We start from the raw sequence: 26,674 nt of genomic DNA on the forward strand, positions 1-26,674 counted from the left end.
TTCAGACAACCACATTCACAATCCGCCCCGGTACCACGATAAGCTTTTTGGGCTGCCCACCATCGAGCGCCTTAACAACAGCTTCGTGCGCAAGGGCGGCTTTTTCAACCTCTTCCTTGGGCATATCGCGCGGAACCTTCATTTCGCCGCGGCGTTTGCCGTTGATCTGGATCGGAAGTGTAACACTATCCTCAACCAGCATCTTCTCATCGGCAACGGGCCAAGGCGCGTTGGCTACAAGGCCCTCGCCGCCCAAAAGCGACCACAGCTCTTCGGCCAAATGCGGCGTCATCGGTGACATCAGCTGCACAAGCGTTTTCGCCGCAAAGGTTTTCACTTCGGAACCAGCACGCGATTTGTGCAAAACATTGGTGAAACCGTACAGTTTGGCAATCGAGGCGTTAAAGCCAAAGCTATCAACGCCCATTGTCACATCATGGATGGCTTTGTGGGTTTCCCGCAAAAGCGGGTCGTCTTCTTTGGTCGACGGTACATCGCCACCCGCGATTTCCGAACAGATGCGGAAAACCCGCGCCAAATGTTTGCTGGCCGCTTCGGCCCCCGATGCTGTCCATTCGACATCACGTTCGGGCGGAGAATCAGAGAGTACAAACCAACGCGCGGTATCGGCACCAAAGGCTTTGATGATCTCAACCGGATCGACCACGTTGTTTTTGGACTTCGACATCTTGGCCGAGGGGATGATTTTCACCTGTGTGCCATCCTTAAGGAAGCCGCCACCGTCGCGCAGCTCAACATCCTCTGGGTAGTGATAAACCGGGCGGCCATCGTCGCCGGTGGTTTGATAAATCGCGTGGGTCACCATGCCTTGGGTGAACAGCGCATTGAACGGTTCGCGCGCGGTATCGGGCAAGTGGCCACAGATATTCATCGCGCGGGCAAAGAAGCGCGAATAGAGCAGGTGCAAAATCGCGTGCTCGATGCCGCCGATGTATTGATCGACGTTCATCCAATAGGCTGCGGCCTCTGGATCGGTTGGCGTTGTTGCATCTGGCGCCGTGAAGCGGGCGAAATACCACGAGCTATCGACAAAGGTGTCCATCGTGTCGGTTTCACGCTTGGCCGGTTTGCCGCAAGCGGGGCAGGCACAATCGCGCCATGTTGGGTGGCGATCAAGCGGGTTGCCCGGAATGTCAAAAGACACATCATCGGGTAGTTCGATCGGCAAGTTCTCTTTCTTTTCAGGAACAACGCCGCAATCATCACAATGCACAACCGGGATCGGACAGCCCCAATACCGCTGACGCGACAGGCCCCAATCCCGCAAGCGGAACTTGGTCACACCCGTGCCCCAACCGTCCTTTTCGGCGGCATCAATGGCGGCGTCCACGGCTTGGTCGCCGGTTTGCTCGGTCTCTCCGGCGAACCCGCGCAGGAAGGTGACCTTATCGGTTTTGGCGGGCACATAGGCCTCGGAAATCTCTTCTTCGCCAAAGACCGGGATGATCGGCAGGTCGTATTTTGTTGCGAATTCAAAGTCGCGCTGGTCATGGGCCGGGCAAGCGAAAATCGCGCCGGTGCCGTAATCCATCAGGATAAAGTTGGCGATCCAAACCGGCAATTCCCAGTTGGGATCAAGCGGGTGTTTGGCGCGAATACCGGTATCAACGCCAAGCTTGTCGGCCTTTTCAAGGGCTTCTGCGGTGGTGCCGCCTTTGCGCATCTCGGCGATTTGCGCCGCAATTTCGGGGTTTTGTGCCTCAAGCTGTTTTGCAATCGGGTGATCGGGCGAGATGCCAACAAATGACGCGCCCATCAATGTATCAGGACGGGTGGTGTAAACGGTGATCGGCTCTTCGCCGTCCACACGTTCAAAACCAAACTCCAAACCGCGCGATTTGCCGATCCAGTTTTCCTGCATCAGCCGCACCTTGGCGGGCCAGTTGTCGAGCGTGTCGAGCGCTTCCAACAACTCTTCGGAATAATCGGAGATTTTAAAGAACCACTGGGTCAACTCGCGGCGCTCAACCTCGGCCCCCGACCGCCAGCCCTTGCCGTCGATGACCTGTTCGTTGGCCAAAACGGTCATATCAACCGGATCCCAGTTCACCACCGCGTTTTTGCGATAGACCAGACCTTTTTCAAGGAAATCAATGAACAGCGCCTGTTGCTGACCATAATACTCCGGGTCACAAGTCGCGAACATACGCGACCAATCAAGGCCAAAACCAAGCGGCTTCATCTGGCCAACCATGGTGTCGATGTTTTCGTAGGTCCAGGTTTTGGGGTGCCCGCCAATCGCCATCGCGGCATTTTCCGCCGGCATGCCAAAGGCGTCAAACCCCATTGGGTGCAAGACGTTATGACCGGTGGCCAGCTTGTAACGCGCAATCACGTCGCCCATCGTGTAGTTGCGCACATGGCCAATATGAATGCGGCCCGACGGGTAGGGGAACATTTCCAGCACGTAATACTTGGGCTTGTCGCCTTCGCGGGTGGCGGTGAATGTACCGGCCTCATCCCAAGCGGATTGCCATTTTGGTTCTATGGATGCGGGATCATAAACGGACATGTGGTTTCCTCATACGGGCTTGGGCAGGCCCAAAAGGGCAGATTTTGCCGCTGTGATAGGCGCATGGCGCGCAATCGTCCAGTCTTTGGCGTCTTTTTGGCAACCCAATTCAGACAATCTGGTGCAAACCATTGGCGCGGGCAGCCACACATGGCAAAACAACGAAAAAGAGCATTTGAGGCGATACGGATGAAAATTCTTCTGATCCACCAGAATTTCCCCGGCCAATATAAACACTTGGCCCCTGCCCTCGTGAAACAAGGGCATCAAGTTGTTGCGTTGACCTGTAAGGTGAAACAGCCCACCCAATGGCAGGGTGTTCAAATTGTCCCCTACGAGGTCAAAGGTGGCTCGACACCCAACATTCACCCGTGGCTGTCGGATTTTGAGACCAAGCTTTTGCGCGCGACGTCCTGCTATCGCGGGGCCATGTCCCTCAAGAATCAGGGGTTTGAGCCGGATGTCATTTGCGCCCACCACGGGTGGGGCGAACCGATGTTCCTTAAAGATGTCTGGCCCAACGCGCGCCTTGGTCTTTATTGCGAGCTTTACCATCTGACCGGTGGGGATTTCCTGAACTACGATCCGGAATTTCCGTCCAAAAGCCCCGAAGCAGACAAGCTGCGGATTCGGATGAAGAACATGAACAACCGCCTTCATGAGGAAATCATGGATGCCGGCCTTAGCCCGACGCAGTTTCAGGCCGATACCTTCCCTAAGCGGTGGCGCGACCGGATAACCGTTGCCCATGACGGGGTCGATACCGATCTCGTCTGTCCCAATGCCGACGCTGCCTTAAAGGTGTCCGATGATTTGACCCTGACACGGGATGATGAGGTGATCACCTTTATCAACCGCAACCTCGAACCCTATCGCGGCTATCACATCTTTATGCGCGCGTTGCCCGAGATCCTGAAAAAGCGGCCCAATGCCCATGTTGTTTTGCTTGGCGGGGACGAGGTATCTTATGGAGCCAAGGCCCCCAAAGGGCAGACTTGGAAACAGATTTTCATCGATGAGGTGCGCGGACGCATTCCAACACCCCATTGGAACCGGGTGCATTTCATGGGGCGCGTTCCTTATGACACCTACCTGTCGATGATTCAGGTGAGCCGCGCCCATGTTTATCTGACCTATCCCTTTGTCCTTTCTTGGTCGCTGCTCGAATCCATGAGCGCAGGCTGTGCGATTCTAGCGAGCAACACCGCCCCGGTGCGCGAAGTCATGACCGAGGGCGAAAACGGGTGGATGACCGACTTCTTTGACAAGGATGCACTGGTTGAACGGCTCTGCGCGCTTTTGGACGATCCTGAAACGCGCGCCCGCATGGGTGACACCGCGCGCCAATTCATCCGAGAGAAATACGATTTACGGAGCATTTGCCTGCCACAGCATTTGGATTGGGTTGATCGCTTGTCGAAACTAGAGCCCCGCCCCGTTCTCGATTGACCTGCGGCACCCCGCGATAAACCAAGAAAAAACCTCGACCTGCTCAAGCAAGTCGAGGTTTTGCTTTTCCAAGCGACTAGAAGCGTCGTTACAGACGGCTGTCTTGCGCCCGCAATTGCCGGGCCCGCGTTAGGATAGCGTCTTCGATGGCGCGGACCGTTGCGGCGCTGGCCGGACCGGACTTTGTCATCAAGGCAACGTTCAACGACCGCGCGTCCAAGGCTGGGTCATTCACATGTATAGTGGCACGATAAGCGCGGCCACCGCCCGGCGGGGTGCCAAAACCGGTGACAATCACACCTGTAAAGGGATCAACGGTCTGGATCGGTAGAAAATCCAACGTATCCAATGACGCGTTCCATATATACTTGTTCACAGCGCCAATTTGGCCCTGATCTTTGCGCGCCCGGAAAATATCCCAGACGGTGCCACGTGGCTTTGGATCATCTGCATAGAGAATCTCATCCATCAGCTCATCAGCCGGCGGCGTGTCCACCGGGGCGCGGTTAGCTGACGACCCACAGCCTGATTGAACAAGCAAAGCCACTGCAAGACCGATACCTAATAAGATTCGCGACATGCTCATCCGCCTTTTCTCCCACCGAGGATGTTTCCCTTTCAATACTCGGGGCGCGCCAAAGCGGCAAGTCGTCATTATGACATGCTGGTATCAGGGGCCGATCGGCAGGAAGTTGCGCAAGGGACAGTGAAAAACCGAGATGGGCGGAAAACCTTGTGACAATTGCGCATCACTGCATTGCTTGTTGGCCATTCTCAATTTCAGACGGGTTGCATTGCGGGGGTCAGCAAGCGCATAGATCACGCATCAGGGCCGGACTGTCGGCCTGGTAGTGCCTTTAGAACACATGAGGGAAACAATGAAACATATCCTGCTTGCCACCACTGCACTGGTTGCAACCGCTGGCGTTGCTTCGGCAGAAATCGCGCTGTCCGGCTCCGCTGAAATGGGCATCGCCGGTGGCGAACACACCGAGACCCAATTCCACACAGACATCGACGTCACATTCACCATGACTGGTGAGTCCGACAACGGTCTGACATTCGGTGCTTCGATCGATCTGGACGAGTCCAACGACACAGACGCATTCGGTGCATCCACCCAAGGTGGCGAAACCATCTTCATCGCATACGGTCCAGCCAAGCTGACCATGGGCGACGTTGACGGCGCATTCGACGCAGCAATGCAAGAAGCCATCATCGGTTCTTCGATCGGCGACAACCACGAGCACATCGGTTACAATGGTAACGGTGGTCTTGACGGTGCATATGACGGTCAGATCGCTCAGTTCGCTTACTCTGCTTCTGGCTTCACCGGCTATCTGTCGGTTGAACTAGACGACGCTGGCTGGCTCGACGCATCGGACGACGAAGAGTACGGTTCGCCTATCTGGGGTGTTGGTGTTAAGTACACTGCCGACCTCGGCGGCACTGCTCTGAACATCGGCCTTGGTTACCAGTCCGGTGACGAAGATCACGCAGAGCGTCAGTACGGCTCGATCTTTGACACTGTTGGCGCAGAAATCGACTCCGAAGACACACTGTCTGACGTAATTGGCGATCTGGGTGCGGCTGCACGTAGCTCCGTTTGGGGTCTGTCGCTCGGCACCACCTTCAACAACGGCATTCAGGCCATCTTCAACTACTCGGTTGCAGAATACGCTGAAGCCAACAACGGCGGCGACCTTGCTGAGTTCACCGGCAACTCCGAATCCCATTGGGGTCTGGCGTTCGGTTACAGCATGAACGCTCTGACCGTTGGTGTTAACTACGGTGAGTACGAAAACTTCCTGGGTCTGGAAGATCTGAAAGCCTCCGGTTGGGGTCTGGCAGCAGACTACGACCTCGGTGGCGGTCTGTCCGCTCAGTTCGGTTACGGCGACTCGAAAATCGAGCTCGACGGCGACTCGATCGACGACAGCACATGGTCCTTGGGTCTGGCAATGTCCTTCTAAGGACTGCTTGACTTAGACTAAGAGAGAGCGGGCTTCGGCCCGCTCTTTTCTTTTGGGGCAAAGCCATTTAGCTGATGTGTCAAATCAAGCTGACGACGGAGAGCTGACATGGGACTGATGGATATTCGCGACCGCATTGCCAACGCCTGCCAAGAGGTCGGCCGCGCCCCGTCTGAGGTCGAACTTATCGCAGTCAGCAAAGTCCAGCCCCTTGACCGCGTCGAAGCGGTTTTGGAACAGGGCCACACCCTATTTGGTGAAAACCGCGTTCAAGAGGCCGCCGACAAGTGGCCCGATTTCAAAGCTCGCTTCCCAAATGTCTCGGTTCATCTCATTGGGCCACTGCAATCCAACAAAACCCGACAAGCCATGGAGTTGTTCGACGCAATCCATTCGGTTGATCGCCCTAAGCTGGCCAATGGAATCGCCCGCCTTGCCCAAGAGCTTGGCCATTGCCCCGATCTATTTATTCAGGTGAACACCGGTGAAGAGCCGCAAAAGGCCGGCATTCTCCCTGCCGATGCCGATGGTTTTATCTCTGAGGCCCGCGCGCTCGACCTTCCGATCAAAGGGTTGATGTGCATCCCACCCGCCGAAGAAACCCCAAGCCTGCATTTCTCATTGCTCCGCAAGATCGCCGAACGCAATGGATTGACCGGATTGTCGATGGGAATGAGTGCCGATTTCGAACAGGCGATCGCCTTTGGCGCCACCCATATACGTGTCGGTTCGGCGATTTTTGGTGACCGGGTAAAACCTGACGCCTAAACGTATATCCAGATTGCAGCCGGTTTAAAGCCAGCTTATCTTGATCGAATGGCCATCCCTGTCGAAACATTCTTTCTGTCGCAAAACACCCAAGGCACCCTTCAGGCGCGCATCCAACAGATGGTCGCCGAGGGGATTTTGTCGGGGCGGTTTCGGCGTGGAGAAAAGCTCCCCTCGACGCGGCAATTGGCCAAGCATCTTGGCGTTAGCCGGATCACGGTGACCTTGGCCTATACGGAATTGCTGGCCAATGATTACCTGATTTCGCGCGGTCGTTCCGGCTATTTCGTGAGTGACAACGCCCCAGAGCCCCCCGATTTTGGCCCCCTGACCCAAGTCGAGGACAAGGTCGATTGGGACAGTGCCCTTGCCCGGCGGTTTGCATCGGACCGGCCCTTGGGCCTTGCCCGGCCAAGTGACTGGGCGCGCTATCGATTCCCGTTTATCTATGGCCAAACCGATCAAAAGCTTTTTGATCACGCCAATTGGCGGCTGTGCGCGATGCAGGCGCTTGGGGCCAAGGATTTTGTGTCGCTGACCCAAGATCAGTTTGACCTTGATGATCCAGAACTTGTCACCTTTATTGCCCGTCATAGCCTTCCGCGTCGGGGTATCATCGCCGGGCCGGAAGAGATTCTGATCACGCTTGGCGCACAAAATGCGCTTTGGCTGGCGGCGCAACTTTTGGCCTCGGATGGGCGCAAGGTTGCGATCGAAGACCCCTGTTATCCTGAGCTGCGCAGCTTGCTGCGCCAAACAGGCGCCAAAATCACCCCTGTTTCGGTGGATGAAAAAGGGTTGCCGCCCGACGCGATCCCCAAAGACAGCCGGGTAATTTTCACGACGCCAAGCCACCAATGCCCGACGTCATCCACCTTGCCACGTGATCGGCGCGACGCCTTGCTTAAACGCGCCGCTGAAATCGACGCAATCATCGTCGAGGATGACTACGAGTTCGAAATGTCCTTTCTCGCGCCCCCTAGTCCGGCACTCAAAAGTCTCGATGAAGATGGCCGGGTGGTCTATGTCGGGAGCTTTTCCAAATCGCTGTTTCCGGGGTTGCGGCTTGGCTACATGGTTGGTTCCGCTGAGTTTATCCGCGAGGCCCGCGCCCTACGCGCCAGTGTACTGCGTCACCCGCCCGGCCATATCCAACGCACTGCGGCCTATTTCCTATCCCTTGGGCATTACGATGCGCTTGTCCGCCGCATTGGTCTGACACTCACCGAACGTCGCCGGGCCATGGAATCGGCAATCATGGCCCATGGGCTAGAGATTGCGGGCAAAGGTGCACATGGCGGCTCTGCCCTATGGATGCAGGCCCCCGAAAATTGCGACACCCGAAAATTTGCCGAACGGCTTCGCGAACAAGGGGTGTTGATCGAACCAGGCGAGGCGTTTTTCGCCGGACCAAATCGGCCACATAACTATTACCGGCTCGGCTATAGCTCGATCCCAACGGAGCGTATCGAAGAAGGTATCGCGCGCATCGGGACAGCGCTTGCGCAAAAGAAAAAGCAAGGCTAAGCCCCCCACATGCGGATTATCAGAGACTATCAATTCACCACCCCAAAAGACCGAGGCGCAAGCGCAGCCATCGGCAATTTTGACGGTGTGCATCTTGGCCATCAGGCGGTTATTGACCTTGCGCGACGGGCGGCCCCCGATGCGCCACTTGGGGTTATGACCTTTGAACCGCACCCGCGTGAATACTTTGCGCCGGATGCGCCGCCCTTTCGCTTGATGAGCGCCGAGGCCCGCGCCTCGCGCCTTGCCAAGCTGGGCGTTGATCATCTGTTTCAGCTGAACTTCAACACGGCATTGGCATCTTTGACACCCCGCGACTTTGCCCAAAACGTCATTTGCGACGGGCTTGGCTTGTCCCATATCGTGGTCGGGGCTGATTTCTGTTTTGGCAAAGGCCGGCAAGGTACGGTTGAAGACCTCAAAGCCTTTGGTCAGGACATGGGATTTGGCGTCACCATCGCCGAGCTTTTGGAAACCGGAGGCGTTCAGGTGTCATCCACTGCGATTAGAACCGCGCTCAGCGAGGGCCGCCCACGCGACGCCGCCCAACAATTGGGCCATTGGCACCGCATCGAGGGCGAGGTCATCGGCGGCGAACAACGCGGCCGCGAGCTTGGCTATCCAACTGCCAACATGTCAATCGACGGGCTACATCCGCCGAAATTTGGCGTTTACGCCGTGTTGGTCGAAGTCATGGATGGCCCCCACAAGGGCACCTATCACGGCGCGGCCTCGGTCGGGGTTCGCCCGATGTTTGACGGGCAATTCCCCAATATCGAAACCTTTGTGTTCGATTTCACTGGCGATCTCTATGGCGCCACCCTCTCGGTAGCTTTGGTCGACTACCTACGCCCCGAGCTGAAATTCGACGGATTGGACGCCTTGGTCACCCAGATGGACGCCGATTGTGATCAGGCCCGCGCCATTCTGGCCGCGCTATGAGCGACCAAATCAACCGCGACGGTCTGGGCAAACGTTTTTGGGAACAAAAACGTATGGATCAGATGAACAACGCGGAATGGGAAGCGCTTTGTGATGGCTGTGGCAAGTGCTGTTTGAACAAGTTGGAAGACGAGGACACCGGTGAGGTCGCCCTAACCCGCGTGGCCTGTCGCTTGCTCGACGATGCCACATGTCTGTGTGCCCAATATGAAATTCGGCATCAATTTGTGCCCGAATGTATCGTGCTGCGCCCGTCCAACATCGAAAAGAACCTGTATTGGATGCCTGAGACCTGCGCCTACAAGCGTGTTTGGAATGGCGATGCCCTGCCCGATTGGCACCCATTGTTGACCGGTCGCGCCGAAAGCGTGCACGAGGCGGGCGTGTCAATGCAGGGCCAAACAGTGTCCGAGTTCGACATCGCCGATGAGGACTGGGAAGATCATATCATCGAGGAGCCTGTGTGATGTTTTTCGCCTCTGACAATTCCGGCCCGGCGCATCCATCCGTTTTGGAGGCCCTCGCCCGCGCCAACCAAGGTTATACTTTGGGCTACGGCAACGATGATCTAACCCGCGATGCATCTGATCAGATTCGCACGTTGTTCGAAGCTCCTGACGCCGCAGTTTACTTTGTCGCCACCGGTACCGCCGCCAATTCGTTGGCTTTGGCGGTCCTGTGTCAGCCCTTTGACACGGTGTTCTGTTCGGCCCGTGCCCACATCCACGAAGATGAATGCAACGCCCCGGAGTTTTACACCGGCGGGGCCAAGCTAACGCTTGTTGGGTCCGGTGATCAGATGACTCCGGACGAATTGCGCGCCGCAATCAAAGCCGAAGAAAACCGAGGCGTACATGGACCGCAACGTGGCGCGGTGTCGATCACCAATGTGGCGGAGCTCGGGAATACCTATTCCCTGCAAGAAATGCGCGCGCTGTGTGACGTGGCCAAGGAATTTGACCTGCCCGTTCACCTTGACGGGGCGCGCTTTGCCCAAGCCTGTGCCAAGCTGAACTGTACCCCGGCCGAGATGAGTTGGAAGCTCGGGATCGACGTTGCGGTGTTTGGCGGTACGAAGAACGGGTTGATGGGTGTTGAAGCGGTGGTGATCTTTGACCCCAAACGCGCCTATGAGTTCGAACTGCGCCGCAAGCGCGGTGGCCATTTGTTTTCCAAGAACCGCTTTTTGGCCGCCCAGATGCAAGCCTATCTGGCCAATGATCTCTGGCGCGACTTGGCACAACAAGCCAACGACACGGCCGCGCGTCTTTATGCTGGCTTACAAGAGCTTGGTGTTGAGGTGATCACCCAAACCCCGGCAAATGTGATCTTTTTCAACCTGACCCTTGGCCAGCACAAAGCATTATTCGCCGCGGGCGCGACCTATTACTTGATGGGTGATGACAGCGGGCCGGACGATACAATCGTAGCCGGGCGTCTGGTGTGCGATTGGTCGATTGGACAAACCGGGGCCGAGACGTTTTTGACCAAACTTAAAACCGTGATGTAGGGTGGGGTTTTACCCCACCACAGCGATCAGTTCAGCTGAAAGTGCAGCTCATAGCTGCCATCGTGGAACGCCCCGAACAAGTCGGGAATGTCCGGGTGGTCAACCGGCTCACCGGAATAATCCGCCACGAGGTTTTGTTCCGACACATAGGCCACGTAAAAACTTTGATCGTTTTCCGCGAGCAAATGATAAAATGGCTGCTTTTTTGCCGGGCGCGAATCCTCGGGAATAGCCTCGTACCATTCATCGGTATTGGAAAACTCAGGATCCACATCAAAAACAACGCCACGAAACGGATGTTTGCGGTGCCGAACAACCTGGCCCAGGTGATATTTCGCGCGTTTATGTTGCATCATCCGCCTCTTTAACCCCTATTTTACCGAAAAAGCGAGTGGCTTGTCCAACTTTTGGGGCTGCTTTTTAGGAAACACTGTGTGGAATGGCATCCTTCAGCGCAACTGAATTGCCCTGATACCCGCCCAGTCGGCGGGATTCCATACCCTTTTCGGAATTGTGATTTTCACGCGCTGTCGGATCGGCTAAACTATGCCAAAAGAACAAATACAAAAAGCGAGAGGCATATGAGCAAGTGGCTTCGCGCAATGGTGATTTTGGCACTCGTCGCTTCCTGTGGAGGAGGCGGTACGGGTCAGGCACCGCGCAATCTTGATAACGCATGCGAAATTCTAAAGCAGCGTCCAACCTATTACAGAGCCTTCCGCGCCGCCGAGCGCAAATGGGGTGTGCCAGTGCATGTGCAAATGGCCACCATCTATCAGGAAAGCAAATTCGTGTCCGATGCACGCACACCGCTGCGCTACAAGCTTGGGGTGATTCCGATGGGGCGGCAAAGCTCGGCCTATGGGTATAGTCAGGCGTTGGACGGAACCTGGAAAGAGTATCTTGAGGACCAAGGTCGTCGTGGTGCCAAGCGCAACAACATCAAAGATGCCACCGATTTCATGGGGTGGTACATGGTTGGCACCAAAAACCAACTTGGCATTCCGCTTTGGGATGCACGCAAGCAATACCTCGCCTATCACGAGGGTCGCGGAGGCTATCGCCGCGGCACCTATAACTCCAAGGCGTGGTTGTTGCGGGTGTCGTCCGAGGTGGGGCAACGCGCCGTCACCTACAAGTCACAGCTGCAAAACTGTCGGGCAGCGCGCTAACCAGCGCGCCGCTTGCGTCAGGATTATTTCAGTTTTTCAATCTCAGGTTCGATATAGAAAATCCGGTTGGGCAGGCTCTTTTGGGCCAGCCCACCAAGCACCACTGTGGTGGTTGATCCATTGCCATCATTGATAACCCATTGACGTAGCTGAACCGGTTTTCCGGTGAACTTGAGCTGAATGTTCCCGTACTCGGGGTGTTTGGGGTCTTGGGCGGTCACGATGGTCGCTGTACCATCATAGCTGTGGCCTGTAACCATCCCGGCCTGTGCAAGGTTCACCTTCTTGGCAAGGATGATCGACAAGGGCGTGCGTCGCAGGGGATAGGTCTCCGGCTGGCCACCCAGTTTGCGATCAAGGATGTAGACGGCCCCGGCAGAGGCCAAAACTAAGGCCCGTTCAGGTGGATTATAGTCAAACCGCACCTTACCCGGGCGTTTGATCAGAATCTTACCGGTGGAAATTGTTCCATCGGCATTAATCTGAGTGAAACTGCTTTCGGCAGATTTGATCGTGTTCAGATAGCGCGAGATTTCGTTCAAAGAAAGCTTCTGCGCCTGAGCGGGCAGAGCCGCGATCATAAACGCCAGTGAAGCAACAAGAATACGGATCATCGTTGGGTCCTTCTGCTCGTATTATCTGCTTTGTCGCATGATCCACGCGGATATGCGATAGCATCGACCTTTCACAGGATATCAGGGGCGGAAGGGCGCCGATCAAGGGGAGAGATTGGCCTAAAGCTGCAACTCTGGCATATCCCATAGCGGCACAGGGGGAGCCCCCTTTTCAGGCGAGAAGAACGTCAGAAAAAGAGGCAGCCCCAAATAGGAACCGCCCCAAATTCCGTGCACGGAATTTACAAAAGTTTTGCAAAACTTTTTGGTGCGTAGACGCGCCGTTATTGCTCTGGCACCAAGATCTCGCGTTTGCCGACATGGTTCGCCGACGACACCACGCCTTCGTCTTCCATCTGTTCAACCAAACGCGCGGCTTTGTTGTAACCGATACCCAGTTTCCGCTGAATATAGGATGTCGAGCATTTACGATCTTTGATCACAATGCCAACCGCCTGATCATAAAGCGCGTCTTCACCGTTGGTGTTGCCACCGGTGTTTAGCCCCAACACAGCATCGATATTGCTGGCTTTTTCCTCATCCGGCCCCGCAACGACACCCGAAACGTATTCCGGCGGGCCAAAGGCCTTGAGGTGGTTGACGATTTCTTCAACCTCTTCATCCGAGACAAACGGCCCGTGACAGCGGGTGATTTTCGCGCCACCCGCCATATAAAGCATGTCCCCCATGCCAAGCAGCTGTTCGGCGCCCATTTCACCCAAAATGGTGCGGCTGTCGATTTTCGACGTCACCTGAAAGGAAATCCGAGTGGGGAAGTTGGCTTTGATCGTACCGGTGATCACGTCAACCGAAGGACGCTGAGTCGCCATGATCAGGTGAATACCCGAGGCCCGCGCCATCTGCGCCAAACGCTGGATGCAGGCTTCGATCTCTTTGCCCGCAACCATCATCAGGTCGGCCATCTCGTCAACGATCACAACGATATAGGGCATTTTCTTGGGCTCGAACTCATCGGTTTCGAACACGGGTTCGCCTGTCTCATCATCAAAACCGGTCTGCACCGTGCGCGAGAACATCTCGCCCTTGGCCTGTGCATCCGCAACGCGACCATTGTAGCCGTCAATGTTACGCACACCCATTTTCGACATCTTGCGATAGCGATCTTCCATTTCGCCGACGACCCATTTCAAGGCAACCACGGCCTTTTTCGGATCGGTCACAACCGGGGAAAGCAGGTGCGGAATGCCATCATAAACCGACAGTTCCAGCATCTTGGGGTCGATCATGATCAACCGGCAATCATCCGGTGTCAGCTTGTAAAGAAGCGACAGGATCATCGTATTGATCGCAACCGATTTACCCGACCCGGTGGTCCCCGCAATCAAAAGGTGAGGCATCTTTGCGAGGTTGGCAACAACCGGATCACCACCAATGTCTTTGCCAAGCGCCAGTGGCAGCTTGTGATTGCCATCACCAAACTCACGCCCCGCAAGGATTTCCCGGAAACAAACCATCTCACGGAAATCATTCGGCAATTCGATACCAATGACGCTGCGACCTGGCACGGTTGAAACACGTGCAGAAAGGGCCGACATCGAGCGGGCGATGTCATCCGCCAAGCCAATCACGCGCGACGCTTTCAAGCCCGGCGCCGGTTCAAGTTCATACATAGTGACAACGGGACCGGGGCGAACCGAGACGATTTCGCCTTTGACGCCATAGTCATCCAGAACCGCTTCGAGCATGCGGGCGTTTTCTTCCAGCGCCTCATCACTCAAGTGGTGACGCTCAATCTGATCCGGCGACATAAGCAAGCCCAAAGGCGGCAATTCGTAATCTGGCTTGTTGTCGTCAAATTTCAGGCTGGGCTGGGCTTCGGCCTGAGCGCGTTTGGATGGCACAATCGGTTTGCGCACTGGCTGTTGCACAACGGCCTTTTTCGGCTCGGCCTTAGGAATTGGCATATGTGGTTGGGCCATGCGTGGCGCTGGCGCGGGTTCGGGGGCCAATTCAGCTACCTCTTCGGCAACCGGTGCCGCCGGAATTGACGCGGGCAATTCGGCCCCGTAGTCGTCAAAATCACCCATTTCCGCATAGTGATCAATCTGCGGCTCTTCGGCCAAAACCTCGGCCATGGGCGGCACAGACGGCGCGATCTCTTCAAGCGCATCCATCATTGGGGCCTCGGGCACAAAGGCGGCCGCGGCTCCGGCTGTGAGCGGTGGTTCAGGCGGCAAGCCACCGACACGCGGCGCGGTATCGACGATCAAGGGTTGAGGACCATGACCGCGCCCTTTGGTCAGTGGTTTGTTGGGGTCATGTTGCGGACGCACGGCAACCGGGCTGGCACGGCGTTTGGTTTTAACTGCGTCGGCGATCTTGGATTTGATCCGGTCTTGGCTTGGCGCTTCGACGTCATGATCCATGACATTGGACACCATTTCAGGCTCGGGCATTGGCTCAGCAGCGCCGCGACGGATTAGCGATGGCATCCGCGACAGGAACCCAGATTTCTCCGGTGCGGCAACCGGCACGTGATCGTCATACTCGCCGTCATCAACAAGGAGGTCATCCTCACTCACCGCATCCTGTGGGATGTCAGCGCGTTGAACACGGGGCGCAACCGGAACGGCCTCTTGGGCGGCGGCCCATGCCACGGCATCGGCCTCTTCGGCCTTGCGGGCTTCGCGACGTTCGGCTTGCGCGGCTTGCATACGCTGTGCAGCACCAACCGCGCCAACGGCCCCACGACCAGCGAATTTCATCAATGTGGCATAGGTGACAACGACGCCCACAACCAAAAAGCGGGCCATGCGGCGCAGCTCTTCGCGGGTAGAGCCAAGCACGAAGGCCCCCATCGCAAGAATGGCACCGCCCAGCAGAAGCTGCATGATTTTCAACCCAACAGCGGCGGAAAACGGCAAGATGTTGAGCATGGAGCCCATAACCATATCGCCAAACAATCCGCCCATGCCAAAACTATGGCCCCAATTGGCCGCCTCGGGCAGACCCGCGGCATAGACCGAGCACATGGCAATCCAGATCGGTGAGAACACCGCACAGAAGAAACGGTTTTCACCACGGTGCAGAACAAACCGCAGGCCCCACACCAAAAGCGTCACGGCAATCGCCCAGCTTCCCAGCCCACAAATTGTGTAAAGAGGCGCGGCAAACAAAGCACCGGGGCGACCCATCCAGTTTTGGATCGGCGCGTCAGAGGCGCTAAACCAAGAAGGATCGTTTGGCGAATAGCTTCCGATTGCAGCGGCGGCGATCAGCCCCATCACAATCAGTGTCAGACCAATCAGTTCGCGCCCACGTCGTTCCAGCGTCGCCGCCGTATCGGTGTCGAACAATGGGTCGCGTCCCCGTGCCTGAAAAGATGCCATACCGTGCCTCGTCTTTTTATTCTTGTCCAAACAGGCAGTCCCGGATGAGGGTCAGACCTGTTTCGGTGTCACTATAGGGGGCGACAAGCGCCACCCGAATATATCCCTGCCCCGGGTTGCCCGCGTCCGTATCGCGCGACAAATAGGCCCCCGGCAGCACACGCACACCGGTTTCCTTCCAGAGTTTCAGGGTCGCGGCCTCGCCATCCTCAACAGGAAGCCAAAGGAACATGCCCGCCTTGGGGGACATGTAACCCGGCACATTGCCAAAGATGCGATCAGCCAGTTCATATTTTGCTTTATAAAGCGCGCGGTTCTCCACCACATGCGCCTCGTCGGCCCAAAGCCGTTCCGCCGCCCGCTGAAGCGGCATCGGCAGGGGCGCACCGGAATAGGCGCGCAATTGTTTCATTCGTTTGATGCTTTCGGGACCACCGGCCACAAAACCAGACCGCAACCCGGGCAGGTTTGAACGCTTAGACAGCGAATGGAAGGTCAACACCCGTTCGGGGCTTGCCCCCATAGCTTGGGCCACCTGCAAGGCACCGGGCGGTGGCGCGTCGCGGTAAATCTCGGAATAGCATTCGTCCGCCAAAATCTGAAAATCGTGCTTTTCGCCCAAGTCTATTAAGGCCTGCCAATAGGCGTCATCGGCCATAACCCCTTGTGGGTTGGCCGGAGAGCAGATGTAGCACAGTGCGGCGCGATCCAGTTGATCCACCGGCAAGGCGGCAAAATCGGGCAAATGCCCGCTGGCATCCGTAGCGGGCACAAAGACCGGCTCGGCCTCGGCCGAGATCGCCGAAATCATGTAAACCTGATAAAACGGGTTCGGCATCAAAACGGTGCTGCCTTGCGGGCAAAGCGCTATCCCGGCGTTGTACAACCCTTCGCGGGTGCCATTGAGCGCCATGATTTGCGTGTCAGGATCAACCGCCACCCCATAGCGACGATGGAGCCAATCGGCGATGGCCGCGCGCAATTCCGGCGTGCCTTCGTTGACCGGGTAACGGCCAAATTCCGCTGCGTTTTCAACGATAATATCCGTCACCCAAGACGGAAAGGCGTGCTTGGGTTCACCGATGGACATATGGCGCACGTCACCACCCGGTTCATGCACGTCCAAAAGGGCGCGCAAACGCGGGAATGCATAAGCCGGTAGGTTCGAAAACCGCTCGGGAAACATATCAATACTGCCTCAGGTTACGGGATCATTGTCGTCCCGTTTGCAGGTAAGATACGAAATAGAGGCGGGTCCTGTCCAGAAACCGCGTTTGTTCCCCGTAGGATGTGGCGCGAATGTCGCAGGTTTGTGTCCAAAGGGAGGCAGGCTTAGGCCAGCACCGCTTCCACTGCGGTGCCCAAACGCAACAAACGATCCTCCTGCATCGGCCCAGCCGTCATCAACAATCCACAGCTTGGCACCCCGGTTGGCAAGGTTAGGCCGCAACCGCCGGTCAAGTTGCCAACGCGCGTATTGCGCAGGGTCAACAGGTTCGCGGTGACATAGGTCTCGCCCAACTCCATCAGCTCATCAATCTTGGGCGGCAGATTGGGGGCCGTCGGGCAAAGCACGGCGTCATAACCGGCGGTCACATCCGCCCAAATGGCGCGCAAATTATCCAACCGATGCCACGCCGCGATGTAGTCGGCCCCGCTGGCCACTTGCCCGGCTTCAAAACGTTCGCGGATTGGTGCGAACATGACATCGGGCTGGGCGGTGATCTGATCGCGCCAGGTTGCCCAAGCTTCGGTTGTATAAAGCACCCCGGCATCCGCCATCGACAAGGCCAGTTCCGGAACCTCCAATTCGACGATCTCGGCCCCAGCATCGCGTAGCTTGGCAAGCGCGGCGTCGTATGAGTGCGCGACTTCGGGGGCCAAATCGTCGAGCACAATGGTTTGCAGGGCTGCGAAACGCCGCCCCTTTACGCCCGTTGCCCCACGCAAATCCGGGGCTTTGCGCCCTTCCAAAGCGGCAAGGACCTGCGCTGCGTCTTCGACCGTGCGGCAGAGCGGCCCAACCGTATCAAACTTGGCCGCCAAGGGCACAACTCCGGCCAGAGGCAACCGACCAGAGGTGGTTTTCAAACCTACAAGATCGTTCCACACCGACGGAATGCGCACCGATCCGCCGGTGTCCGAGCCAATCGCCGCCGCCGCCAGTCCAAAGGCTACCGAGGTCGCCGCCCCGGACGAGGACCCGCCCGCCACTGCGCCGTGATCATTGACGCAAGGCGACGTGGCGGTGATTGGGTTCAAGCCCAAACCGGAAAAGGCCAATTCCGACATATGGGTCTTGCCAAGACAGACCAACCCCATGGCCGTTGCGGTTTTCAAGACCTCTGCATCCGCCACCGGCACCCGGTTTTTGAGCAAGGCGGAACCGGCTTCGGTCGCGGTTCCGGCCGTGTCAAACAGGTCTTTCCAGCTTACCGGAACCCCGTCCAGCGGCGACAATCGCCGCCCGATCTTGGCGCGTTCAGAGGCGGCGCGGGCCTCGGCCAAAGCGCGATCGGGCGTGACGCGGGCATAGATGCGATCACTCATGGAATGCGCGGCGATCTTATCCAAAAACGCCTCTGTCAGGGCAACCGGGTCAAGCTCCCCTGCCCCAATCGCACGCCCCATATCGCTTGCGCTTTTGATCGTCCAATCCATCACGTCACCCCTATTCGTTTTAACGCCAAGGTAGCGGCAGCGTTGCGCATGGACAATCCCGGTCAGAGGCGCATATTGCACCTCATGGATAGCGATCTGATTATTGTTGGCGGCGGGTTGAACGGCCCCGCCTTGGCGCTTGCGGCGGCCCAAACTGGCCTACGCAGCATTGTGATTGACGCCCTGCCGGCGGACACCCGCGAAAAGGTTGATTTTGATGGGCGGTCTTATGCCTTGGCGCAGTCCTCCAAACGGATGTTGGCGGCGCTGGGGATTTGGGCTGATCTGGCGGAAAACGCGCAGGCGATGAATGAAATCAAGGTGTCTGATGGGCGCGTTGGCGATGCCTCGGTGTTTTTGGGGCTACATTTCGACAGTGCCGAAATCGAAGAAGGCCCGATGGGCTATATGCTTGAAGACCGCTATTTGCGCCGCGCCTTGTTGGCCGCGATGGAGGCCGAGCCGCTTGTCACCCATCGCGCGGGCGAAACGGTGATTGCGCAAGCTTGTGATGTTCGCCACACCGAGGTGAGCCTTGCCAGTGGTGAAACCCTAACTGGGCGGTTGTTGATCGGTGCCGATGGTCGCAAAAGCGGCACCTGTGCGCGCGCTGGTATTCGCCGCACCGGTTGGGACTATGGTCAAACCGCGCTGGTCTGTGCCATCGGGCATGAAAAGCCCCATGGCGGTGTGGCGCATCAGTTGTTCTTGCCCCCCGGCCCGCTGGCGATCCTACCGCTGACCGGCAATCGCAGTTCCATCGTTTGGAGCGAAAAACACGCTCAGGCCCGCGCGATCAACGCGCTAAATGAAGAGCAATACCTAGACGTGTTGCGCCCGCGGTTTGGCGACTTTCTTGGCGATATTTCTTTGGAGGGGCAACGGTTTACCTATCCTCTAAACCTGACGCTGGCCAATAGCTTTATCGCCGAACGCATGGCGCTTGTTGGCGACGCGGCGCATGGGATGCACCCAATTGCGGGCCAAGGATTGAACGCTGGATTGCGTGATGTGGCGGCGCTGGCACATGTGATCACACATGCGGTGCGACGAGGGGAGGATTTTGCGTCGGTGCTTGTTCTTGAGCGTTATCAAAGCTGGCGACGGTGGGACACCGCGTCGCTTGCTGCGGCGACGGACCTATTCAACCGGTTGTTCTCAAACGACAATGCGCTGCTGCGCATGGGACGTGATTTTGGCATGGCCCTTCTCGGCGGCGTGCCGGGGGTGCGGCGCGGGTTCATCCGCGAGGCCGCCGGGTTGACAGGCGATCTGCCCGATTTGATGCGACTTTAGGGGAGATTGGGGCGCTGCCTCGTCCCGAGCATGCTCGGGACTCCCCGGGATATTTTGGGAAAGAAGAAGCCGGGGGAGGCAATTCGATGGATAAAGTAGCGATTGTAACGGGGGCGGCGCGCGGGATCGGGCTTGCCACGACGGATTTGTTTTTGGAGATGGGTTGGCGCGTGGCGATGATGGATCGTGACGGGCCTGAATTGGCTTTGGCCGCCGGTCCACGTGCGGGTGTTTTGGCGGTTGAGCGGGATGTATCCGACCCCGAGGCCGTCGACGCCATGACCCGCGATGTTTTGGCGTGGGGCGGACGGATTGATGCCTTGATCAACAATGCCGGTGTGGCGGAGTTTGGTCCGGTGGGAGACACCGATTTTGCCATGTGGCGGCGGGTGATGGAGACCAACCTAGATGGTGTTTTCTTATGTACACAGGCCTGCACGGATGCGCTCAAAGCGACGCGTGGGTCCATCGTCAACATCGCGTCAATCAGCGGTCTGCGCGCCTCGACTCTGCGGGTGGCCTATGGGACCTCCAAGGCGGCGGTGATCCAATTGAGCAAACAACACGCCGCGGAACTCGGTGAATTTGGCATTCGGGTGAACTGTGTTGCCCCCGGCCCGGTGCGCACGAAACTGGCCATGGCGGTGCACAGCCAAGAGATCATCGACGCTTATCACGACGCCCTGCCATTGAACCGCTATGGCAGTGAACGCGAGATTGCCGAAGCGATCTGTTTTCTAGCCTCTGACAAGGCGTCTTTTGTCACCGGTCAGGTGCTGGCGGCGGATGGCGGGTTTGAGGCGACGGGTGTTGGCCTACCGGCGCTGCGCAAGACCTAATCGCCCATCAATGGGCCAATCACCTCGACACGGTTGGTCCAGACATAACCGTCAAAACCATCCGGGACGCGGGCCAAAGCGGCCTCGTCTTCGATGCCGCTAGAGAAACCGGACCCGTCATAGGGGCCAAGCAAAATGACGGTTGTTCCCGCTTTTTTCATCCGTTCCGTGAAGCGATGCGGCCAGCCCCAGACAAAGGGCGCAACGTTTTGCGGCACAACTATTATGGCATCGCGGCAGGTTGGGGCGACATAGCCGCTCCACCCGGTCAGCATATAGTCTTTGGCGCAGGCCTTGATGCTCGGTTTGTCGTAGCCACGCATACCCGGCAGCGCAGCCAAGGCAGCCCGTGTTGGTTTGGCCCCACCGTAGATGCCCCACACTTTGGCGCGATAAGCCGGGTCATGTAGCAGCTCGGCCAATGCGTGACCTTCTTCTTCGCGGTTGCTTTTGAAGTTGATCAGAATTTGGCCGGGGAGATCGGCCTCTAGCACCTCAACTAAACTTGGCATGCGATGCCCCTTGCCGCGCAATGGAAAGGTTTCGCCATCAGCCGTAAACCCATAGCCAATGTCGAGCTTTTGCAGGTCGGCCCAGCTTTGTTTGTGGGTTACCCCCTCGCCATTGGTCTGACATTCCAGCGTCCAATCATGAAAGACCGCAAAGTGGCCATCACGAGTGAGATGCACGTCAATCTCGACAACCTCGGCCCCGGCCTCCATCGCGGCGCGGATCGAGGGCAGTGTGTTTTCGATATAGCCATGGGTCAAAGGGATCACATTTTGAGCACGACAGGTGGTGTTGGTGCGATCCGACCCTGCATAGATTTGATGAATGCCACGGTGCGCCAACAGACGGGTTTCGCCGCCCTCACTAAACAGCGACGTGTTGTTGAGCCAGAGCGCAACACAGATTCCGACACAGATCAGGGTCAAACCAAAAAGAAACCGCTTTAAAACACGCATGAACCTTGCCTTCAAAGAGCGCGCAGGTGTCAAAAAAACCAGACAGCAATTTCAGACACCTAGCAGCAAAAACAACCGAAAATGACCGAGTTTGGGATCCAAGGTGCCCAACGACAAAAAGGGCGAGGACCCCCCCGCCCTTCCTTGTTTCACATCAAAACGCGTTATTTCAGGCGCTGACCATTGGCCAGAACGTGGCCCTCGGCGTTGACTTCGATGACAGACGTCGCGGTGTCGGGTTCTGCACCGGGCACGGTGAACATGCCCATCATCATCCGGGCACCCATAGCGTCTTCGTCGCTCATTAGCCCCATGCCGATCAGCTTGTCGATCAGACCATTGGCACCAGAGACCGCCAGGTCCAGCTTGCCCTCGGGACGTGGCATGCCGTCAAAGCTTTCCATGTCGGTGTTGTCAAAGGTGAAGGCCCCGGAACCGGCGATTTTGCCGCCAACCGCATCAATGATGATTTCGCGCAGGTTGACCGAGTTGATTTCACCCGGAACGCCACCTTCGGCATCCATCTTTTCCATCGCTTCTTGGTCAAAGAAGCTTGCGAAAGGGGAGACTTTGGCATCCATGGCGATACGGATTGTGGCCGGATCGCGTGGCAGATTGGCAGCCGGATCAAACATGTTCCAAAGCATTTCCGCCATCTGGAAGCCACCCAAGACGATTTCTAGAGTGGCGTCTTGTGGCGCATCCGCAGGTTTCATTGGGGCAGAAAGGGTAAACCCGGTTTCAGCCATTTGAACACTAACCGGAACGGGGATTTCTGGGCCCGTCATGTCCATCGAGAAATCAGTCCCGGTGATTTTGTAGGTCAGGTTGTCCGCCGACATTGCCATGGTCAAACCACCGCTGGCGGATTTGGTTTTGCCAGTGGTGGAGTCCCCGTGTTCGGAAACCGCAAATTCCATGCGCCCACCTTTGTGACCCATGGTGAAATCAATGCCAAAGCCGCTTGCGAACAACGCGCTGGAATCGGAGTAATCCACACCTTCGGGCATCACGGTTTCACCGGAGCCAAAGACACCATTCATGGCTCCGTTAAACAGGCCTGCATCTTCGCTGTCGGGGTCGTTGAAGGCAACGTCATAGGTCAGGTCACCATAATCAAACGTCTGTGCAACGCTTTGCATTCCACCCGCGCGAACAACCGTCGACGTGCCCGAGATTGGCCCGGCTTCGACGTCAAGACGGAGCATATCGCGGGTGATTTCCTCGCCGTCGGCCATCATCTTGCCCAAGGCTACGGTCATTTTAGCAGCGGTGTAATCGTAGGTCAGGTTGTTTTCTTCGCCCGACACGATCAATTTCATATCTTCTTGGCCGAAGTTGATGGTCACATCGATCGCTTCGCCATCTTCAACGCCTTTGACCTGAATAGGCATTTGGGCAGGGAAGTTAATCATAACAGTGCCGTCGCCCTGATCACTCAGGTCGAGACTGCCCATCGAAAAGGTTACGGTCCCTTCCATATCCGGGATCGGCATCGACATGACAACGTCGGAGACAGTCAGGTTATTGCCATCTGCGGTTTCGGTCCCTGATACCGAATAGCCAAAGCCTTGCATGTAGGATTCAAGATCATCCCAGACCTGTTGCGGCGTTACATCCGCGAGGGCTGGGGTCACAAATGCGCAGAGGGCCAGCGCTGATACCCCGGAAAGCCGTTTCATAATCCACCTCTTTCTGTCGGTTGGTCAAAATATGCCCCTAGTGTCGTAGGCAAGGTAAAGACGGTCAAGGGACTGGATTCCATACTATGTACGCTCTAACTAGATTACGAGATGTAGAGGGGCGATTGTCATGAATCTTTCAGGAAAAACCGTTTTAATTACAGGGGCTAGCCGTGGAATCGGGGCCGAGGCTGCGCGGATATTCGCCAATGCCGGGGCCAATGTGGCACTGGTGGCGCGGTCCTCTGAGGCGATTGCCGAGCTTGCCGGCGAGATCGGAGAGCAAGCGATTGCCATTCCTTGCGACATTGCCCGCTACTGGGAAGTCAGCCAAGCGGTCGAGGCCTGTATCAAGACCTTTGGGGGCCTCGATATCCTCATCAACAATGCCGGGGTGATCGAACCGGTCGCCCATATGGCCGAAGCAGACCCAGATGCCTGGGGTCAGGTGATCGACATCAACCTCAAGGGTGTTTTCAACGGGTTCCGCGCAGCTTTGCCCGGAATGCTAGAGAACGGCGGCGGCACGGTGTTGACCATCGGATCAGGCGCGGCCCATGGCCCGGTTGAGGCGTGGTCGCACTACTGTTCATCCAAGGCTGGGGCGCTGATGCTCACCAAAATGGCGGATAAGGAATACCGAGACAAAGGCATTCGGGCCATTTCCCTGTCGCCGGGCACCGTCGCCACACAGATGCAGCGCGAGATCAAAGCCAGCGGTATCAACCCGGTAAGTCAGCTCGATTGGTCCGATCACATTCCACCGGAATGGGTGGCCAAAGCGCTGCTTTGGTTGTGCAGCCCGGAGGCGGATGAACATATGGGCGGCGAAATTGCGTTGCGAGACGAAGGCATCCGCAAACAGGTGGGCTTGGTTTGATCACTCTTGAGAAAGACGGCGATCTTTGGGTCGCCACCATCAACCGCCCAGACAAGGCCAATTCGCTGACCGCGGACATGCTCGAACAGCTATGCGTCATCGCCGAGGACGCCCGCGCGGCGCGGGTGTTGATCCTGACCGGGGTGGGCAAGGTTTTTTCCGCTGGGGCGGATTTGGAAGCGGCCAAGGCGGGGCTGGCGACATCCCCTCTGTGGGAACGTCTCTCTGGCGCGATTGCACGGCTTGATGCGCTCACGATTTGCGCGGCCAACGGGACGGTTGCCGGTGGGGCGATGGGGATGTTCTTGGCCTGTGATCTGCGGGTTGCTGTGCCGGGGGCCAAGGTGTTTTACCCGGTGATGAAACTCGGATTTTTGCCACAGCCGTCTGATCCCAAACGGCTTTCGGCCTTGGTTGGACCGTCGCGAGCCAAGATGATCTTGATGGCCGGTCAAAAAATCCCGGTCGAAGAGGCGCAAAGCTGGGGATTGATCAATCAGGTTGTTGACGGCGATGTGCTAGAGGCGGCCAAAGCCTTGGCGGCTGACACTGCTGGAGCCAGCAAAGAGCACGCCACGGCGATCAAACGGTTGATCGGATAAGCGGGGGATGGGGGGCGCTGCCCCCTGTCTGCTTTGCAGCCTCCCCCCGCAATAAAGTGGAAAGAAGAAACCGGGTTCAGGTGGCGAGCCGGTTCACAACACTTTGAGCGGAGACGCGACCGATGGGTTGGCCGTTTTCCGTGACCGTGATCGGGCCGGAGCTGAGTTGCGGCATGATCTCGCGGATCGGTGTTTCGGCTTCGACCTGAGTTTCGCCAGTGCCCGCCTCCATTGCATCGCGAGCCGTCAGAACCCCGAGCGGGTTCATATTAGCGACGAAATCGGCAACGTAGTCGTTGATAGGGTTTGAGAAAATCTCACGCGGGGTGCCGGATTGCACGATGCGGCCGCCCTCGAGAATGGCAATCCGGTTGCCCAGTTTGAAGGCTTCGTCGAGATCGTGGCTTACGAAGATGATGGTGCGTTTAAGTTCGCTTTGCAGTTCGAGAAGCTCGTCCTGAAGGCGGGTGCGGATCAATGGATCAAGGGCCGAGAACGGTTCATCCATCAAGAGGATCGGCGCATCGGTGGCAAAAGCACGGGCCAGGCCAACACGTTGCTGCATCCCGCCGGAAAGCTCGCCCACTTTGCGCGTCGCCCAATCTTTCAGACCAACAAGCTCCAGTTGGCGCTGCACGGTTTTCTCACGTTCATCTGTGGGCATGCCTGCGAGTTCCAGACCAAAGCCAACGTTTTCGGCCACGGTGCGCCATGGGAGCAGGCCGAATTGCTGAAACACCATCGCCACGCGATGTTGGCGGATGTCACGTAGATCGGATTTGGAGCAGCTGACCACATCAACCATGCCGTCACCGCTATTCACCCGAACAGCACCGCGCACCACGGGGTTGAGGCCGTTCACCGCGCGCAGCAACGTTGATTTACCAGAGCCAGACAGGCCCATGAGAACAACAATCTCGCCCTCTTGAACCTCAAGCGAACAATCATGCACGCCAAGAACCTGACCGGTTTGTTCCTGAATCTCAGAGCGGTTCAACCCGTTGTCGGCATGGGGCAGCGCGGATTTCGGTTTGTCGCCGAACATGATCGAGACATTGTCAAAGCTAACAGCGGTCATTTGTCTTCTCCTACGCGCAGGGCACGATCTAGCATGATGGCCACAACAACGATGATCAAACCGGCCTCAAACCCTAGGCCTGTGTCCACGCGGTTTAGGGCGCGTACGACCGGCACGCCAAGGCCATCCGCCCCAACCAGCGCCGCGATGACAACCATCGAGAGCGACAACATGATGGTTTGGTTTAGGCCCGCCATGATTTGCGGCAAGGCGCTTGGCAGTTCGACTTTCCAAAGCTTTTGACGCGGGGTGGCGCCAAAGGCATCCGCCGCCTCGATCAATGCGGTCGGTGTTGAGGAAATGCCGAGATAGGTTAAGCGAATGGGCGCGGGCACCACAAAGATCACCGTGGCGATCAGGCCGGGCACCATGCCAATGCCAAAGAAGACAATCGCCGGTATCAGATAGACAAAGGTCGGCAAGGTCTGCATCAGGTCAAGCACCGGACGCATCCAAGCATAGAGCTTGGGGCGGTGTGCGGCGGCGATGCCAATCGGAACACCAACACCCATACAGACAACACAGGCCGACAAAACCAGCGTCAGGCTTTCGGTGGTTTCTTCCCAATAACCTTGGTTCAAAATGAAGAGAAAACCGGCAACAATCAGAGCCGGAACTTTCCAAGTGCGATGCACAACCCACGTGGCGGCAGCGATCACGGCAATGACGATAAACGGATGCGGGGCCTGAAGGATGAACAAGATGGCATCGATCAGCCATTCCATTGCCTCGGCCATACCATCAAAGAAAACAGCGCCGTGTTTTTGCAGCCAATTGAACACGGTTTCCGCCGCATCCCCCACAGGTATTTTATAGTCGGTCAGCCAGGTCAT

Annotated in this window: 23 protein-coding genes; 12 read left to right on the forward strand and 11 right to left on the reverse strand. The window is 57.1% G+C overall.

The features are described 5' to 3' along the window. Position 1 precedes the first annotated feature (1 nt). A complete protein-coding gene (gene leuS / locus Q1A43_RS16260) occupies positions 2-2,533 on the reverse strand; it encodes a leucine--tRNA ligase (protein ID WP_299936872.1) in 2,532 nt (843 codons plus the stop codon). A 189-nt stretch (positions 2,534-2,722) separates the two neighbouring features. Between leuS and Q1A43_RS16265 the strand changes: the two genes are divergently transcribed. Next, positions 2,723-3,982, forward strand: coding sequence for a glycosyltransferase family 4 protein (locus Q1A43_RS16265; protein ID WP_299922553.1), 1,260 nt, complete (start codon positions 2,723-2,725; stop codon positions 3,980-3,982). Positions 3,983-4,070: 88 nt separating this feature from the next. Here the strand turns inward: Q1A43_RS16265 and Q1A43_RS16270 are convergent, their stop codons facing one another. After that, positions 4,071-4,562, reverse strand: coding sequence for a DUF3576 domain-containing protein (locus Q1A43_RS16270; RefSeq protein ID WP_299922808.1), 492 nt, complete (start codon positions 4,560-4,562; stop codon positions 4,071-4,073). Positions 4,563-4,860: 298 nt separating this feature from the next. Here Q1A43_RS16270 and Q1A43_RS16275 point away from each other — a divergent pair, with 298 nt between their 5' ends. From Q1A43_RS16275 to Q1A43_RS16300, 6 genes are all read left to right on the forward strand, one after another. Then, a complete protein-coding gene (locus tag Q1A43_RS16275; RefSeq protein ID WP_299922552.1) occupies positions 4,861-5,955 on the forward strand; it encodes a porin in 1,095 nt (364 codons plus the stop codon). 108 nt (positions 5,956-6,063) lie between these two features. Further along, positions 6,064-6,723, forward strand: a complete 660-nt coding sequence (locus Q1A43_RS16280) for a YggS family pyridoxal phosphate-dependent enzyme (RefSeq protein ID WP_299936874.1) — start codon at positions 6,064-6,066, stop codon at positions 6,721-6,723. A gap of 48 nt (positions 6,724-6,771) precedes the next feature. Continuing rightward, positions 6,772-8,250 (forward strand): PLP-dependent aminotransferase family protein, encoded by a 1,479-nt coding sequence (locus Q1A43_RS16285; protein WP_299936876.1) that lies wholly within the window; start codon positions 6,772-6,774, stop codon positions 8,248-8,250. Positions 8,251-8,259: 9 nt separating this feature from the next. Continuing rightward, a complete protein-coding gene (locus Q1A43_RS16290) occupies positions 8,260-9,192 on the forward strand; it encodes a bifunctional riboflavin kinase/FAD synthetase (RefSeq protein WP_299936878.1) in 933 nt (310 codons plus the stop codon). After that, positions 9,189-9,659, forward strand: a complete 471-nt coding sequence (locus Q1A43_RS16295; protein WP_299936881.1) for a YcgN family cysteine cluster protein — start codon at positions 9,189-9,191, stop codon at positions 9,657-9,659. Before Q1A43_RS16290 ends, Q1A43_RS16295 begins: the two co-directional genes overlap by 4 nt. Then, positions 9,659-10,702, forward strand: a complete 1,044-nt coding sequence (locus tag Q1A43_RS16300; protein WP_299936884.1) for a low specificity L-threonine aldolase — start codon at positions 9,659-9,661, stop codon at positions 10,700-10,702. The genes Q1A43_RS16295 and Q1A43_RS16300 overlap by 1 nt, the downstream gene beginning before the upstream one ends. 26 nt (positions 10,703-10,728) lie before the next feature. Here Q1A43_RS16300 and hspQ read toward each other — a convergent pair whose 3' ends face one another. Continuing rightward, positions 10,729-11,055 (reverse strand): heat shock protein HspQ, encoded by a 327-nt coding sequence (gene hspQ / locus Q1A43_RS16305; protein ID WP_299922540.1) that lies wholly within the window; start codon positions 11,053-11,055, stop codon positions 10,729-10,731. A gap of 228 nt (positions 11,056-11,283) precedes the next feature. Between hspQ and Q1A43_RS16310 the strand changes: the two genes are divergently transcribed. Then, positions 11,284-11,874, forward strand: coding sequence for a transglycosylase SLT domain-containing protein (locus tag Q1A43_RS16310; RefSeq protein WP_299922539.1), 591 nt, complete (start codon positions 11,284-11,286; stop codon positions 11,872-11,874). A 23-nt stretch (positions 11,875-11,897) separates the two neighbouring features. Here Q1A43_RS16310 and Q1A43_RS16315 read toward each other — a convergent pair whose 3' ends face one another. The 4 genes from Q1A43_RS16315 to Q1A43_RS16330 form a co-directional block, all read right to left on the reverse strand. Then, on the reverse strand, positions 11,898-12,488 hold the full coding sequence (locus Q1A43_RS16315) for an outer membrane lipoprotein carrier protein LolA (RefSeq protein ID WP_299922538.1): 591 nt from the start codon (positions 12,486-12,488) through the stop codon (positions 11,898-11,900). Positions 12,489-12,772: 284 nt separating this feature from the next. Further along, a complete protein-coding gene (locus Q1A43_RS16320) occupies positions 12,773-15,838 on the reverse strand; it encodes a DNA translocase FtsK (protein WP_299936886.1) in 3,066 nt (1,021 codons plus the stop codon). 16 nt (positions 15,839-15,854) lie between these two features. Beyond that, positions 15,855-17,024, reverse strand: coding sequence for an aminotransferase class I/II-fold pyridoxal phosphate-dependent enzyme (locus tag Q1A43_RS16325; RefSeq protein WP_299936888.1), 1,170 nt, complete (start codon positions 17,022-17,024; stop codon positions 15,855-15,857). Between the two features lie 146 nt (positions 17,025-17,170). Next, on the reverse strand, positions 17,171-18,499 hold the full coding sequence (locus tag Q1A43_RS16330; protein WP_299936891.1) for an amidase: 1,329 nt from the start codon (positions 18,497-18,499) through the stop codon (positions 17,171-17,173). A gap of 48 nt (positions 18,500-18,547) precedes the next feature. On the opposite strand from Q1A43_RS16330, the gene Q1A43_RS16335 reads away from it, so the two are divergent. Next, complete coding sequence (locus tag Q1A43_RS16335; RefSeq protein ID WP_299936893.1) at positions 18,548-19,795, forward strand: UbiH/UbiF/VisC/COQ6 family ubiquinone biosynthesis hydroxylase; 1,248 nt, start codon at positions 18,548-18,550, stop codon at positions 19,793-19,795. Positions 19,796-19,881: 86 nt separating this feature from the next. Beyond that, entirely contained in the window at positions 19,882-20,634 is a 753-nt protein-coding gene (locus Q1A43_RS16340) for an SDR family oxidoreductase (RefSeq protein ID WP_299936896.1), read from the forward strand. Here Q1A43_RS16340 and Q1A43_RS16345 read toward each other — a convergent pair. Together Q1A43_RS16345 and Q1A43_RS16350 are read right to left on the reverse strand one after the other, a co-directional pair. After that, a complete protein-coding gene (locus tag Q1A43_RS16345) occupies positions 20,631-21,599 on the reverse strand; it encodes a glycerophosphodiester phosphodiesterase family protein (protein WP_299936899.1) in 969 nt (322 codons plus the stop codon). The two genes, Q1A43_RS16340 and Q1A43_RS16345, sit on opposite strands and share 4 nt — an antisense overlap. A 164-nt stretch (positions 21,600-21,763) precedes the next feature. Beyond that, positions 21,764-23,281: a DUF2125 domain-containing protein gene (locus tag Q1A43_RS16350; RefSeq protein ID WP_299936902.1), complete on the reverse strand. Its 1,518-nt coding sequence runs from the start codon at positions 23,279-23,281 to the stop codon at positions 21,764-21,766. Positions 23,282-23,411: 130 nt separating this feature from the next. Between Q1A43_RS16350 and Q1A43_RS16355 the strand changes: the two genes are divergently transcribed. Further along, the gene (locus tag Q1A43_RS16355) at positions 23,412-24,161 is read left to right on the forward strand and encodes an SDR family oxidoreductase (protein ID WP_299936904.1); all 750 of its coding nucleotides are present in this window, start codon (positions 23,412-23,414) and stop codon (positions 24,159-24,161) included. Then, the gene (locus tag Q1A43_RS16360; protein ID WP_299922522.1) at positions 24,158-24,763 is read left to right on the forward strand and encodes an enoyl-CoA hydratase/isomerase family protein; all 606 of its coding nucleotides are present in this window, start codon (positions 24,158-24,160) and stop codon (positions 24,761-24,763) included. The genes Q1A43_RS16355 and Q1A43_RS16360 overlap by 4 nt, the downstream gene beginning before the upstream one ends. A 76-nt stretch (positions 24,764-24,839) precedes the next feature. Here the strand turns inward: Q1A43_RS16360 and choV are convergent, their stop codons facing one another. Both choV and choW read right to left on the reverse strand, forming a co-directional pair. Next, positions 24,840-25,841, reverse strand: coding sequence for a choline ABC transporter ATP-binding protein (choV, locus tag Q1A43_RS16365; RefSeq protein ID WP_299922520.1), 1,002 nt, complete (start codon positions 25,839-25,841; stop codon positions 24,840-24,842). Next, a complete protein-coding gene (choW, locus tag Q1A43_RS16370; protein WP_299922518.1) occupies positions 25,838-26,674 on the reverse strand; it encodes a choline ABC transporter permease subunit in 837 nt (278 codons plus the stop codon). Before choW ends, choV begins: the two co-directional genes overlap by 4 nt.

It is taken from the genome of uncultured Pelagimonas sp., assembly GCF_947498515.1.
GTDB lineage: Bacteria > Pseudomonadota > Alphaproteobacteria > Rhodobacterales > Rhodobacteraceae > Pelagimonas.